The 12,424-nt window shown below is 59.4% G+C and carries 12 protein-coding genes and 1 pseudogene; 8 read left to right on the plus strand and 5 right to left on the minus strand.

Annotation, left to right across the window (positions count from 1 at the left end; translation table 11 throughout):
* Nucleotides 1-5: 5 nt before the first annotated feature.
* The 4 genes from CFA77_RS07435 to CFA77_RS07450 all read right to left on the minus strand — a co-directional run bounded on the left by CFA77_RS07435 (nucleotide 6) and on the right by CFA77_RS07450 (nucleotide 3,586).
* Nucleotides 6-569 carry an antirestriction protein ArdA gene (locus tag CFA77_RS07435; RefSeq protein ID WP_206992923.1) on the minus strand — a complete coding sequence of 188 codons (564 nt, stop codon included), beginning with the start codon at nucleotides 567-569 and terminating at the stop codon, nucleotides 6-8.
* 527 nt (nucleotides 570-1,096) lie between these two features.
* Entirely contained in the window at nucleotides 1,097-1,921 is an 825-nt protein-coding gene (locus CFA77_RS07440) for a DNA -binding domain-containing protein (protein WP_013301508.1), read from the minus strand.
* A gap of 52 nt (nucleotides 1,922-1,973) precedes the next feature.
* A complete protein-coding gene (locus tag CFA77_RS07445) occupies nucleotides 1,974-2,801 on the minus strand; it encodes a DNA -binding domain-containing protein (protein WP_084419950.1) in 828 nt (275 codons plus the stop codon).
* Between the two features lie 185 nt (nucleotides 2,802-2,986).
* On the minus strand, nucleotides 2,987-3,586 hold the full coding sequence (locus CFA77_RS07450; RefSeq protein WP_013301506.1) for a cation transporter: 600 nt from the start codon (nucleotides 3,584-3,586) through the stop codon (nucleotides 2,987-2,989).
* Nucleotides 3,587-3,729: 143 nt separating this feature from the next.
* Between CFA77_RS07450 and CFA77_RS07455 the strand changes: the two genes are divergently transcribed.
* The 7 genes and pseudogenes from CFA77_RS07455 to CFA77_RS17280 all read left to right on the plus strand — a co-directional run.
* Nucleotides 3,730-3,936 (plus strand): hypothetical protein, encoded by a 207-nt coding sequence (locus CFA77_RS07455; RefSeq protein WP_206992924.1) that lies wholly within the window; start codon nucleotides 3,730-3,732, stop codon nucleotides 3,934-3,936.
* 194 nt (nucleotides 3,937-4,130) lie between these two features.
* Nucleotides 4,131-4,595 carry a helix-turn-helix domain-containing protein gene (locus CFA77_RS07460; RefSeq protein ID WP_084333203.1) on the plus strand — a complete coding sequence of 155 codons (465 nt, stop codon included), beginning with the start codon at nucleotides 4,131-4,133 and terminating at the stop codon, nucleotides 4,593-4,595.
* Nucleotides 4,596-5,101: 506 nt separating this feature from the next.
* Nucleotides 5,102-6,397 (plus strand): TolC family protein, encoded by a 1,296-nt coding sequence (locus CFA77_RS07465; protein ID WP_018149442.1) that lies wholly within the window; start codon nucleotides 5,102-5,104, stop codon nucleotides 6,395-6,397.
* A complete protein-coding gene (locus CFA77_RS07470) occupies nucleotides 6,394-7,698 on the plus strand; it encodes an efflux RND transporter periplasmic adaptor subunit (protein WP_018149441.1) in 1,305 nt (434 codons plus the stop codon). Before CFA77_RS07465 ends, CFA77_RS07470 begins: the two co-directional genes overlap by 4 nt.
* Nucleotides 7,699-7,710: 12 nt before the next feature.
* Nucleotides 7,711-10,824 carry an efflux RND transporter permease subunit gene (locus tag CFA77_RS07475; protein ID WP_206992925.1) on the plus strand — a complete coding sequence of 1,038 codons (3,114 nt, stop codon included), beginning with the start codon at nucleotides 7,711-7,713 and terminating at the stop codon, nucleotides 10,822-10,824.
* Nucleotides 10,808-11,056 (plus strand): hypothetical protein, encoded by a 249-nt coding sequence (locus CFA77_RS07480; RefSeq protein ID WP_206992926.1) that lies wholly within the window; start codon nucleotides 10,808-10,810, stop codon nucleotides 11,054-11,056. The genes CFA77_RS07475 and CFA77_RS07480 overlap by 17 nt, the downstream gene beginning before the upstream one ends.
* A gap of 72 nt (nucleotides 11,057-11,128) precedes the next feature.
* Nucleotides 11,129-11,535 (plus strand): annotated as a pseudogene (locus tag CFA77_RS17280) (cation transporter); the annotation flags it as partial.
* A gap of 9 nt (nucleotides 11,536-11,544) precedes the next feature.
* Here CFA77_RS17280 and CFA77_RS07490 read toward each other — a convergent pair.
* Entirely contained in the window at nucleotides 11,545-11,961 is a 417-nt protein-coding gene (locus CFA77_RS07490) for a helix-turn-helix domain-containing protein (protein ID WP_034798637.1), read from the minus strand.
* An 80-nt stretch (nucleotides 11,962-12,041) separates the two neighbouring features.
* Here CFA77_RS07490 and CFA77_RS07495 point away from each other — a divergent pair, with 80 nt between their 5' ends.
* Nucleotides 12,042-12,416 carry a mercuric transporter MerT family protein gene (locus CFA77_RS07495; protein ID WP_041535673.1) on the plus strand — a complete coding sequence of 125 codons (375 nt, stop codon included), beginning with the start codon at nucleotides 12,042-12,044 and terminating at the stop codon, nucleotides 12,414-12,416.
* The last annotated feature ends 8 nt before the right edge of the window (nucleotides 12,417-12,424 follow it).

Below are 12,424 nucleotides of genomic sequence, written 5' to 3' on the forward strand. Positions count from 1 at the left end.
GGCGCTCATCGCGTCCAGAAGACGTGAACGTCTTCGAACCCTGTCTCGAACACCATGATGTCGCCACCCAGCTCCATGTCGCGGGCGAGCGCCGACCAGTCGATATAGTATTCGAGGGCTGCGGAAATTTCGGTGCCGGTGTCGCGGTGCAGGTCCTCGGCGAAGTCTGCCCGGCTCGCATAGGTGCCTGCATAATCGTCGAAGGACGCTTCGGCCTGCTCAAGGTCGTCGCCAAAATGGCGATGGACCAGCGCGCCGAGCCTGCCATGTTCGGCAATGAAGTCGGCCAGATTGCAGACCGTCTCGAAGCTCGCATATTCCGACAGGTGCGCGCCTTCGAAGCCTTCATAGTCATGGATTGCCCATTCTTCGGCATCGGGCAGCGGCGAGTCCGCCAGCATGGCGCGAACCTCGGACATGACCTCATCTGGCGTCGTCGCCTCGATCCAGCGCCCGTGCAGGCAGCCATTATTGTAGGCGGCAAGACAGGCCACATAGATACGGGGGCGGGTTTCAGGTGTGGGTGCAGCGTCTGCCGCAAGGGGGGCTGAAGGTTGCGGTGTGGTCATGGCGTCAGTCTCGTCTCCCCGCCCAAATGTCCCTCCCGCATCAGGCGGGGGTGGGCGGCGAGAAGGCCGGCAGGCCGGACCCATTAGCCGGTTGGGCAAGGCGGAAAGGTAGGACGCTGCGACCGCTTCCAGACACCTTCAGTCCCGGCGCCTTGCGCAAGCGGCGGGTCCGGGCAGACCGGTCGTTCGCCCACCTCCGTCTGAGAGGGAGATTGTCATGGACGCCAGGAAGACCGATGCGGACCAGGCTGCAATGCGCTTCAGCTTTCACCGTCAGACGATCATCGAAAACGTCATAGGTCCGCTTTCAAAGGCCACGCAGCCTGTGACCCCTCTGCATTGCAGTGGGAAGCGCAGGCTGGCGCGATCACCGGCGAGACACCCGCATGCCGCTGGGCTGCCCGGAAGGGCAGGCCAGAGGTCCGGAGACGAGCCGGGCCGCTGGCGGCGTGCCGCCCGCGAAACAGCCCCCTCGCGTCAGCGAGGGGTGATCGCCGGATCAAGGTCTGATGCCAAATTGGATCTGCTCAGGTCTGTGCAGTCAGGAGGTCCCTGTATCCGCCATCCCGGAGTTCACGTCCTCGCACGAGGGCGCGGCGCATTTCGTCTTTCATGGCCCGGCTGGGGCTCTGCCAGGCTTCGGTGGCGCGATCCTCGCCATAGATGATGGCAGCGGTTTCAAAATAAGTTAGACCGGTCTCATACGCATCGAGCGCAATGAGCGCATTGCGAAACGCAAGCGATGAGCGTGTCCAGGTGTCGTTGAAACTCGAATCGTCCTTGCCAAGAATACGCTGAGCCTTGCCGATGACTTTAAGTGTTTCGTCCATGCTCGACACATTATCGATGATCAGTTTCATGCGGACGGGTTCGACGCTGAGTAGTGACAGACCAGAACAAGCGACCTGGATGCTGTGGCCGTGCCCACGGATCATCAGGTATTCCCGGCCGACGCGATCTGTGAGGTGAGTGACTTCACACACATTGATCGTCTGATCGAAAATATCGTCGCGCTCGCTCGGATGACGCGGTACGACCTGCATGGTCAGGGCGCGAGCATAGAGGGCAGGGATCCAGAAGACGTCGGCCTCATAGCCATTCGCGTCTATGTCGGGAAAGAAAACCAAGCCGAATTTCTCAGCGTCGATCTGGTCGCATAGCGGCCGGAGCAGCCGGATGCCATGACAGGCTGGCTTTTCAGATATCTGTGAGTCGCCAGCCCGCAGGGCGGCTTGCCTGAATTCGCTATTTCGCCGAAGAAATTCCCAAGCCCAGCGACTTCTGGAGAGTCGGCAAGTATAGGCGTAGTCATCCAGATCAATACGGACCGAGGGTGTGTCGGCGGGACTCATCAGGTGCCTCCTTCACAAGCGGGTGCTGCAAAAGAGGTGCCAAAATTCTACTTCAGGCTAAAAGAAGCGCGTTTTCGACGGGTCCGAGAAGCGTTGCATAACCGCCGTCCCGCAGGTCCCGGCCGCGGGCAAGGGCACGTCTCATCTCGTCTTTCATCGCTCGGCTTGGGCTGTCCCAGGCTTCGCGGGCCCGTTCTTCGCCATATATGAACCCCGCCGTCTCAAAATATGAGAGTTTGGCATCATGACAATCGAGTGCGACCAGTGCATTGCGAAGGGCCAAGGAATGGCGAGTCCATTCCGGGATATCCGCCTCTGCTTGCGGGTCATAGACACGCTGGGCGCGCTGGAGCGTTTTCAGCTTGGCCTGGAATTCGTCGAGACTGTCGATGATGAAGCTGAGCTTGACAGGTTCGCGGGCCAGAAGTGACATGCCCGTGCAGAATACCTGAATGACGCAGCCATTTCCCTTGAGAAGAAATTGTTCGCGGCCGGCGAGGTCGGTGAAGTGCGTTATCCTGCAGATGCCAACAGTGCGATCATAGAATTCACAGGATTCATTAGGACCACTCGGAGAAACTTGCATGTGAACCCGCCTCGGATAGAGACCTCCCGACCAGAACGCGTCGGCTTCAAGGCCGCTATCCTCTGGATCCGGGAAGAAGGCGAGCCCCCATCGCTCAGCAAGCGCCTGAGGGGCTCTAGGGCGCACGAGGGTGATCTGATGGCAGGCGGGAGCGAAACTAAGCTCACTCGCGGAAGGAAGCGACGAGTCCTCAAGAAACCGGCGGTTTCGGCGCAGGAACTCCCAGGCCCATCTGCTGTCTGACAACAACCATGTGTAGTCATAAGCACTTATATGATCTGCCAGCCGGGACATTTGTCCTCGTTTCCCAAGAGAGATTCAACTCAACAGGGAAAGCAAATTCAATGCCGGAATAGAAAGTTGATCGAGTAAATATTTGTTACGGTAACGCTTGGGAACCCATCATGCGAGGCCCAGTGACGCTGCGCGCGCACCATTTTGAGAATTTTACGCACTTGTTTCATTCCGGGTTTGGGGCATCATCCTGACTGATGCTTATCAGCATGCGCATCGCGCAGAATATCGATTCCACCATATACCGCAATCGCCGCGACTCCCAATCCGACAAGCAGATCTGGCCAGTTGGACCCAGTCCACAGTACGATTACGCCCGCGAGAATGATCCCCCCATTCGAGATGAAGTCATTGAAACTAAATGTTGTAGCGGCTCGCAGGTTTACATCCTTCTTTTCTATTTTTTTCAAAAGCCAGAGACAGATCAGATTTACAACACCTGCAATCGCGGCCATTGCCAGCATGATGAGACCGAGGGGTTCAGATCCTTCAAAGTATCGACGGATTGCGTCGCCGGCGACGCCGACGGCAAATACAAGAAGCATTCCACCTGACAGTCGAGCGGCGTTGCGTTTCCAGATCTGCGAACGTGTAAGTGCAAGCAGGCTCAAGCCATACACAATCGCGTCCGAGGAATTATCCAGCCCGTTCGCCAGGAGGGCATTGGAGTCGCCGAACCAGCCTGTGACAAAAAAGCCAATGGCTATGAGTATGTTTAGCCATAGTACAATTTGAAGAGTTCGGCGCTCGTCTGACGTCTCGATTTTCAAGTCTTCGCTACCCATCCTATGATTTTACCAACCGTTGTCTGTGAGGGGAGATGCACCGTAAGAATTTTATCGAAGCGTCTCCGTTAGAAAGCTTGGTATTGCAAGCGTATTGAGGATAGCTGGAGTAGCGGTAGGGCCCTGTGGTGGCAAGTGTGCCCTTGGCTCTTGGTGTCTTGTCGAAACCGAACCGGAAATCTGCGCGCCAAACCACCATATTCGCGATGATGAGAGGGGCAAACCCGAGGCCGAATATCGCCCAGCAGGGTACGGGAGCGGTTGCCCTACCTGAAGCCCCAATCGACAGCGCCGCTCCGAAATTCGTGATCGTACCCTTCCAGATGATTGGTGCCACGAAACGCGAATAACGCTGCGGGAGCCAAATTCTCTGCGCGGGGAAGGCTGCAGACCAAATAGGAATCACAGCAACTGCGCCACCTGTGGCAATGCCGAGTATCTGGATTGTCGTATCACCACTCATGTTGCCTCCTGCGCTTGTGTTTTCAGCCGTCAGGGTTATTTCCTGCAGTCTACAGTAACTAGAGGGGCAAGGGGCGCTATCATGGCCTTGATGACGATCGGAAAACTGTCAGGGGCGACGGCCGTAAAAGTCACGACAATCCGCTATTATGAATCCATTGGTCTGCTCGACGAGCCGCAACGCAGCGCAAGCGGACAGCGGTTGTACGCAGGGGACTCTGTAGAGCGTCTCCGTTTTATTCGTCATGCAAGGGATCTGGGGTTTCCCGTCTCAGCGGTAAGGGAACTGATTTCGCTGCAGGTAGAGCCAGGCAGGGAGTGCGTCCTGGTTGACCAGATTGCACGTCGCCAGCTTGACGAGGTTCGCCGCAGGCTGACCCAATTGGAGGCGCTCGAGGCCGAGCTCAAACGCATGATCCGCGCTTGCGAAGGCGGCAAGATCGGATCCTGCTCTGTGCTCGCTGCCCTTGGCCAGCACGAGAATTGCTTGCACGAACAGCATGATGGCGCCGAGGTGCTTGCAGGGCTTCCGTCAAAAGGCGCTTGACCCTCCAGTGACTGGAGGTGTTAAAAAGAGAGTGAGCCTGTTTACCCGATCGCAATAGAAAGTAGCTAGCCCAGCAATCATGTTTCCGTTCCAAGTCATAACGTGTTTACGAAGGTTGCTCGTCATGGTGATGGCGATAGCTTTTGTTATTGCGCCGATGACGGCTGCGGCGGATATCATGCATCCGGGCGATCAGGCCGCAGAGGAATGTTCTGCGAGTGAGCTGGCCCAAGATGTCTCTGATAAGGAGCCATCGCATGAAGGTCATGACCATACCGCGCATCAGTGCGGAAGCTGTCATTTCCATCTGATAGGCGGCGGCGATCTAAGCGGCGCTCCGAAGTCTGCCGTACAGACCAGACATTTGTTGCCTGGCGGTTCTTTTCTCGAGAACCTCCGCCCAGACGGTCTTTACCGTCCTCCTCGTGCCTAGACCAACGACACAGGATTATTTTGCGTGGCTACGGCCTCGCTGTCGTTGAATCTGGACGAGGAAACCAGCAAAAATGAAAATTCTTATATGCAGCGCGATCACCGCGCTCGCCCTGCCGGTCATGGCCGGTACGGCCTATGCGCAAGGGTGTAGTTCTGTCTATGTCAGCGCGACTGACTATGATCAATCCCGACCACTGACGCTCGACGCGGCTATTGCTCGCGCCGCCAATGCTTCGCCTGAAGTTCTGACGGCGGCTCTCGAGGCGAAAGCTTCATCGGCCGACGCCGATCAGGCGAGCCGTTGGCTTAATCCATCTCTGTCTGTCGAAACCGAGAACTTTGCCGGCAGCGGATCGCTTGAAGGCTTCAATGCCTACGAGACGACCCTGGTAGTGGCGCAGACCTTACAGCTTGGCGATAAACGAAGACTTTCCGAGCGGGCCGCCAGAGCTGAAGCCGCATTGGCGAGTGCCGAATGTTCTGTACGAAGCCTGGAAGCTCAGAAACTCGCAGGGGAACTCTATCTGGAACTTCGTGCCGCTTACGACATGGCCGAGGTCGCTCAGGCGTCAGCCGATCTCGCATCCGAGTTCTCTGGCGTCGTCCAGCGCCGCGTGGACGCTGGAGCGTCGGCTCCGCCTGAGTTGCTGCGCGCGCGGGCTGAAGCAGCAGCGCTTCAGGCGGTTGCGGATGGTGCGCGGGGCCAGGTCGAAGCCAAAGGGCTAGCGCTTGCGTCCGTTTGGGGTAGTCCAGAGATCGACTTTGTCTTGTCTGGCACTGCGGAAATCGTAACAGATCCGGCGGGTGGGTCGGCTCAACCAGATTCTGGCGTTCATCCGTCACTTGCGGCGGCTAAGGCCGGAGCGACGGCTCGTAGCGCGGCGACGGACCGGGCCCGCGCCGGCGCATGGCCTGATATAACCGTATCGGCTGGTGTCCGAAGATTTGAGGACACGGGCGATAGCGCGTTTCTGGCGGGTGTCAGTGTTCCTTTGCCGGTCTTTGACCGCAATCAGGACGCAACGCGGGCGGCGGGATTACGTACCCAGAGTGCCGAGCTATCAGCACAGACTGTTGAGGCAAGGTTGCGGGCCGAGCAAGCGAGCCTCGCCGCGCAGGTGCGGGCTGCGAAGTCTCGCTTGCAGCGTCTCGAGGGCGAAGCGCTGCCGCTCGCAGAAGAAGCCTATACAGCTGCGGCAGAGGGCTACCGGGTCGGCAAGTTCGACCTCACAGCCACGCTCGATGCGCGGCGCAGTCTGATTGAAACCCGCGCCGCCGTAATCGATGCCCGGCTGGCGCTCCAGACATACACGCTGCGGTTGCGTGCACTGATTGGCGCCGCGCCGTTCGAAGGAGAGATCCAATGAAACTGAATTTATTCTATGCGGCGCTGCTTTCGCCAGCGCTTTTATATCTTAGTGCTTGCGGCAATGACGCCTCCGATTCGTCTGGTGCAAACCGGACGCCCCCACAAGCCGAAGATGGCCATGACGACCACGAAGACGGTAGTGATGAGGAGCATGAAAGCCATGATGAGGCCGATGGCGACGATCATGAGGGACATGAAGAAGGAGGCGGTCATACCGAACACGAAGGTGAAGGCGGCGATCATGTCGAGCTGACCGCCGAGGAGGCGGAAGCTGCCGGTATCCGGACCGGGCGAGCCCAGACCGGAGCGGTTTCGGGCCAGCTGGAACTGCCGGCCGAGATCCGTTTCGATGCGGACCGTGTCGCAAGGGTCTCGCCACAGGTCGAGGGCACCGTTGCCCAACTTTATGCAGGCGAAGGCGATATCGTGAAAGCCGGCGCCACGCTTGCCCGGCTGACCAGTCGTGAACTCGCCGGCCTAAAGGCCGATTATCTGAATGCCCTGAGCGCCGAGCGCCTCGCGCAAGCCGAGCTTGAGCGTGAGGAAAACCTCTGGGAGCAGAAAATCACCGCCGAGGCCGATCTGCAGTCGGCGCGTGCGGCATTCGCCGCAGCCAATGCCGGCCGGGAAGCTGCTGAAAACAGGCTTCATGCGATCGGCATTGGTCATGGCACACTGGACAAGCTTAATGAGGCTGCGGATGGGTCGCTTGCACAAGCCTATGTGACGGCTCCCCTTGCCGGAGAGGTGATTCAGCGGAGCGTTTCTCTTGGAGAAACCGTATCGGCTGGCGGCGCGCCCATCTTTGTCATCATCGATGATAGCGTCGTCTGGGCCGACATCGCCGTCTACAAGGAAGATCTCGGCAAGGTCAGCGAAGGCCAGACCGTGACCTTCCAGCAGGAAGATGGCCGCGTCCTGGCCGAAGGGACAATTTCAAATGTCCTGCCTGTCATCAATGAGGCATCCCGCACCGCGACCGCGCGGGTCATTGTCGACAATGCCGAACACAGGCTGAAGCCCGGTCAGTTCGTAACGGCGCGGATCGACACGGGAGAGGGGCGCCCCGTCGTGCGCGTTCCCTCCGATGCGATTGTCAGTGTTGAAGACAGGATGTCGGTCTTCGTCCCGACGGATGACGGGTTCGAACCGCGCGAGGTCCGGACAGGAGAGAGTGCAGGCAGCTATACCGAGATCATTTCCGGGCTCGAGGCCGACGAAGCATTCGTTGCCGAGGGCGCCTTCACCCTGAAAGCGCAGCTTGAAAAAGACGCTTTCGGCGACGGCCACGCACACTAGGAGACCCGCAAAATGATCAATTTGATGCACCGCCTTGCGGGTGGCCGGCTGCTTGCCGCCATTGCCGCACTCGCCCTGTCGATCGGGGGGCTGTTTGCCTTTCGCAGCCTGCCTGTCGACGCTTTTCCCGATCCCTCACCTTCTCTGGTCCAAGTCTTCACCGAAACTGAAGGCCTGTCGCCCGAAGAGGTCGAACGCTATGTCACCTATCCGATCGAGACGGCCATGTCCGGCCTCCCCAAGGTCGACGAGATCCGCTCGACATCCAATTTTGGCCTGTCCGTCATCAATATCTATTTCGAGGATGGCACGGACGTCTATTTCGCCCGCCAGGTCGTCGGCGAGCGCCTCGGCGAGGCCGCCGACGCCATTCCCGACGGCTTCGGCACACCCAAGATGGGGCCGATTTCGACCGGCCTTGGTATCATCATGTACTACCGGCTCGTCGATGAGACCGGCGAGCGGTCGCTGGTTGAGCTGCGCGAGATTGCCGACTGGATGATCAAGTATCCGCTTCAGTCGGTTGAAGGGGTGACGGAGGTTCTGTCACTAGGGGGTTTCGAGAAGCAGTACCAGGTCCGCCTCGATCCCGATCAGCTGACATCCTATGACCTCAGCGTCGGCGAGGTGATTGCCGCCCTGGAGAGCGCCAATCGGACGGCCGGCGCGCAATTCATCGAAATTGGCGCCGAACAGTACACGGTGCGCGGGGTCGGGCTCGCTCGATCTCTCGATGATCTGCGTGAAACGCCGGTCAAGACGGTGGATGGACGAACGGTCCGCGTCAGCGACCTCGGTGAAGTCGCGATAGGCGGCGGCGTTCGGCAAGGTCTTGCGACCGCCAATGGCGAAGGGGAGACCGTGGCCGGTCTCGTCCTGAAACTTTATGGCACCAACACGTCTGAGGTGATCGAGAACGCTCAGGCGCGCTTCGAAGAGATCAACCTGTCGCTTCCGGATGGCGTCAAAGCCGTCCCGTATTATGATCAGGGCACGCTGGTGAAAAAGGCGGCTGCGACCGTGACGACCGCGCTCTGGCAGGGCGCGCTCCTGGTCGCCGTCATCGTCTTCCTGTTCCTCGGCGGCTGGCGGCCAAGCCTTGTTGTCGTCATGGCTATTCCCTTCTCGGTCGGCTTTGCCTTCATCGCGATGAAGGCCCTCGGCATCGGGGCCAATCTGATGACGCTGGGCGGGGTAGCGATCGCCATCGGGATGATGGTCGACGGCGCCATCGTCATCGCCGAGAACGTGGATCGCGGCTTGCGCGAACGACGCGAGGGTGAAGATAGCCGCACGACGGTCGCGCGAGCGAGCGCCGAAGTGATCGCGCCGCTAATTGCTGCCGTCGCCGTGGTGATCATCGTCTTCCTGCCGCTCTTTTCGCTACAGGGCACTGAAGGCAAGACGTTTCGGCCGCTCGCCGCTTCTGCCGCGCTCGCCATGACAGGGTCGCTGATCTATGCCGCGCTCATCGCTCCGGCGATGGCGCTCGGCCTCATGCGTCCGCCCAAGAGCAATAGCCAGGAGAGCGACAGCCGGCTTGTTTCGCTGATCAAGCCGCTTGCGGCCTTCTTCGTCCGGCGACGTCTCGCGGCGGTCGGGCTAGCAGGCGTCCTGCTTCTGGTTGGGGGCCTCTCAGCGACACGCCTTGGCTCGGAGTTCACGCCTGCGCTGGAGGAAGGCGATGTCCTGTTGCGTGTGACGATGGCGCCGTCCATCTCGCTAACCGAAGCAAAGGAAACGTCGACCCGCATCGAGGCAAGACTGCTTGAAGCCTTCCCCGAGATCAGTTCCATTGTCAGCCGGATCGGTCGTGGGGAAGTCGGCGCGCATGCCGACCCGGTCAACAGTATCGAGGCCTTCGTGGCGCTCAAACCCCGAAGCGAATGGCGCAATGGCATCAGCCCGGATGAACTCCGGGCGTCGATCTCGGAGAATCTCGGAGGCTTTCCAGGCGTCAGGGTCAATGTTGGCCAGCCAATCGCCATGTCGGTGGATGAACTCCTGACCGGCACAAAGGCGCAACTGGCGGTCAAGATCTTCGGTCCGGATACGGCGGTCCTGCTGGAAGGCTCGCAGGACTTGCAGTCCATTCTTCAGGAGGTTCCAGGGGCGACCGACGTCCAGGCCGATCAGATCACCGGCGCGCCGCAGCTTGTGGTCTCGCTCAACCGTCCTGCGCTCGGCCGGTATGGACTGAGCGTGGAGGAGGCGCTCGATGCCTTGCGTTCCGGCGTCGGCGGGGCAGAGGCTGGTGCCGTTTTCGAGGGAGTGCGCCAGTTTCCCGTCATCGTGCGCTATGCCGAAGAGGACCGCAACACGCCCGCGGCCATCGGACGGATTATTCTGGAATCGTCCAGCGGCGCACGGGTTCCACTCGAAAGCGTGGCAAACATCAGGGAGATTGTCGGTCCACGTCAGATCACGCGCGAGAATGGTGAGCGATTCATCACCGTTCAGCTCAATGTGAGAGGACGCGATATTGGCAGCTATGTCGCTGATGCGCAGCAATCGGTCGCCAGCCAGCTCGACCTGCCGGCTGGTTATCGCGTCGAATGGGGCGGACAGTTCGAACTCCAGCAGGAAGCGAATGCGCGGTTCGCGGTCGTGATCCCGATCACGCTCGGTATCGTATTCCTGATCCTGCTATTGACGTTCGGGCGCATGAAATCGGCCATCCTGATCCTGCTCAACATTCCGCTGGCGCTGACCGGCGGGGCGATGGCGCTCTGGATTGCAGGCCTGCCGATCTCGGTGCCTGCGACGGTCGGCTTTATTGCCCTGTTCGGTATCGCGCTCGGCAATGGCATGGTGCTGGTCAGTTTCATGGATGATTTTGCCAGGGAGGGCCGTGGTCGCGATGAACTTGCCGTCGAGGCGGCAGGCTTGCGGGCACGTCCTGTGCTGATGACCGCCCTTACGACGGCGCTCGGCCTTGCGCCGCTGCTCTTCGCAAGTGGTGTCGGTGCTGAAGTGCAGCGGCCACTGGCCACGGTGGTCATGGGCGGGCTGGTCTCCTCGACCGTGCTAACTTTGCTGGTGCTACCCGCCCTTCACCGCTGGTTCGCACCAAAGCCCGACGCGCACCATTCCTTGTTGGAGGCCGAGCATGTTCATCCATCGTGAACTTCGCTTCGCGGTCATGTCCGTTTCTCTCGCAGCCCTGGCCGGCTGCGAGAGTCTCGACAACGTGATGGGGGCCCTTTCGAGTGAGCAGGCGGCCAAGGTGCAGGAGGAATGCGGCCTGATACCACCAAAGAGCCGTGTCAAAAACGCGGTGCACTCGCGGCGACGCGCGTATCTCGATTGCAAGCGCAAGGTGCTGGAAGAGGAGGCCGATCCTGAGCCACGCACATGATCATGACGATCTTGATCCCGCGAGCGATGATCGTCGGGTCTCCATTGCTATCTGGTCAATAAGAGTGTCATACGAATCACTGATCCGCCCGCCGTTGGTGGCTGGACGATCGTTATTCGTGGCGGTGTTGCGCTGGTCATTGCCGAGCTTACAGCCCTCCTGATCTATTCGGTGCAGAATGGGAGCGTGAATATCCGGGCGCTCCTCCTTCACAATCTGTCCGACGCACTCGCATCTGTAGCCGTGGTTGCGGGCGACGCGCTCATCCTCATCTATGACTGAATACTGTTCGATCCGTTCGTGACGATCGGTATCGCGGTAACATTCTCTGCCTGTCGTTCCGCGAAATCGGCGGGCCGATCCACATGTTGTGGCTAAGCAGTCCGCCGGAAATTGACAACGGTGCCGTCATTGAGGCGATGCGGAGCGGTGATGGTGTCGTGGATGTCCACCATTTGCATCTCTGGCAGATTCAGGAGCCCCTTTTGTCAGCTATCTTCGAACAGTTTGTCGGTGAGTGCGCAATCGGGTGTTTCAGCGCCGGTGCAACCAGCCATGATCTCGCCGAGCCGTCGATCCATCTGCTTCAGATCGGCGATGCGTTTACGGATATCGCCCCGATGTGCTTCTGCCAGCGCCCTGACCTCCGCGCAGCTCGGCCTGCCATCATTGATGCCAAGTAGCGAGCGTACATCTTCCACGGAGAAGCCGAGGCTGCGGGCTCGCAATATGAAACGCAGTCGTACCTGATCTTCATTCGAATACAGCCGGTGGCCACTTGCCGTGCGGGCTGGTTCGGGCAGCAATTCGATCTTTTCATAATAACGGATCGTTTCAAGATTGCAGCCGAGCCGCCCGGCCAGTTCAGCCCGTTTGAGTGCTGCTCGCGGCGATGTGATGGCCATGATGAAATACCCACTTGTGTCTGTACCAACTACAGAGCGTAACGTGATCATGATCAATAATGCAATGGGAACAGCTGGTCATGGCAGATACGGAAAACAGCCCAGCAAATGAGCGTCGTTCAAGGTGGCTTGTTGCCGGTGGCATGCTGGGGGCATTCCTTGCATCATCCTGCTGCATCGTGCCGCTTGTGCTGATCAGTCTCGGTGTTTCCGGAGCGTGGATTGGCCAGTTGACGGCGCTGGAACCCTACAAGCCCCTTTTTCTTCTGGTCGCGATCGGATTTCTCGCGGCTGGGTTCTGGGATGTCTATTTTCGAAAAACCAGTGTCTGCGAGGATGGTAGCTATTGCGCCCGTCCGCAGTCGTCAGTCGTCAAGCAGGTCGCCCTGTGGAGCGGCGCGCTTGTCGTGCTGGCGGCCTTGACCATCGATGTATGGGCACCGTTATTTTACTAGCCAGGGAG

It is taken from the genome of Hyphomonas sp. KY3 (genome assembly GCF_017309975.1).
Lineage (GTDB): Bacteria > Pseudomonadota > Alphaproteobacteria > Caulobacterales > Hyphomonadaceae > Hyphomonas.

Excerpts from the sequence above, each read along its gene's own strand:
- CFA77_RS07435 (WP_206992923.1), bottom strand. The coding sequence starts at position 569 with ATGACCACACCGCAACCTTCAGCCCCCCTTGCGGCAGACGCTGCACCC.
- CFA77_RS07440 (WP_013301508.1), bottom strand. The coding sequence starts at position 1,921 with ATGAGTCCCGCCGACACACCCTCGGTCCGTATTGATCTGGATGACTAC.
- CFA77_RS07445 (WP_084419950.1), bottom strand. The coding sequence starts at position 2,801 with ATGTCCCGGCTGGCAGATCATATAAGTGCTTATGACTACACATGGTTG.
- CFA77_RS07450 (WP_013301506.1), bottom strand. The coding sequence starts at position 3,586 with ATGGGTAGCGAAGACTTGAAAATCGAGACGTCAGACGAGCGCCGAACT.
- CFA77_RS07460 (WP_084333203.1), top strand. The coding sequence starts at position 4,131 with ATGGCCTTGATGACGATCGGAAAACTGTCAGGGGCGACGGCCGTAAAA.
- CFA77_RS07465 (WP_018149442.1), top strand. The coding sequence starts at position 5,102 with ATGAAAATTCTTATATGCAGCGCGATCACCGCGCTCGCCCTGCCGGTC.
- CFA77_RS07470 (WP_018149441.1), top strand. The coding sequence starts at position 6,394 with ATGAAACTGAATTTATTCTATGCGGCGCTGCTTTCGCCAGCGCTTTTA.
- CFA77_RS07475 (WP_206992925.1), top strand. The coding sequence starts at position 7,711 with ATGATCAATTTGATGCACCGCCTTGCGGGTGGCCGGCTGCTTGCCGCC.
- CFA77_RS07480 (WP_206992926.1), top strand. The coding sequence starts at position 10,808 with ATGTTCATCCATCGTGAACTTCGCTTCGCGGTCATGTCCGTTTCTCTC.
- CFA77_RS07490 (WP_034798637.1), bottom strand. The coding sequence starts at position 11,961 with ATGGCCATCACATCGCCGCGAGCAGCACTCAAACGGGCTGAACTGGCC.
- CFA77_RS07495 (WP_041535673.1), top strand. The coding sequence starts at position 12,042 with ATGGCAGATACGGAAAACAGCCCAGCAAATGAGCGTCGTTCAAGGTGG.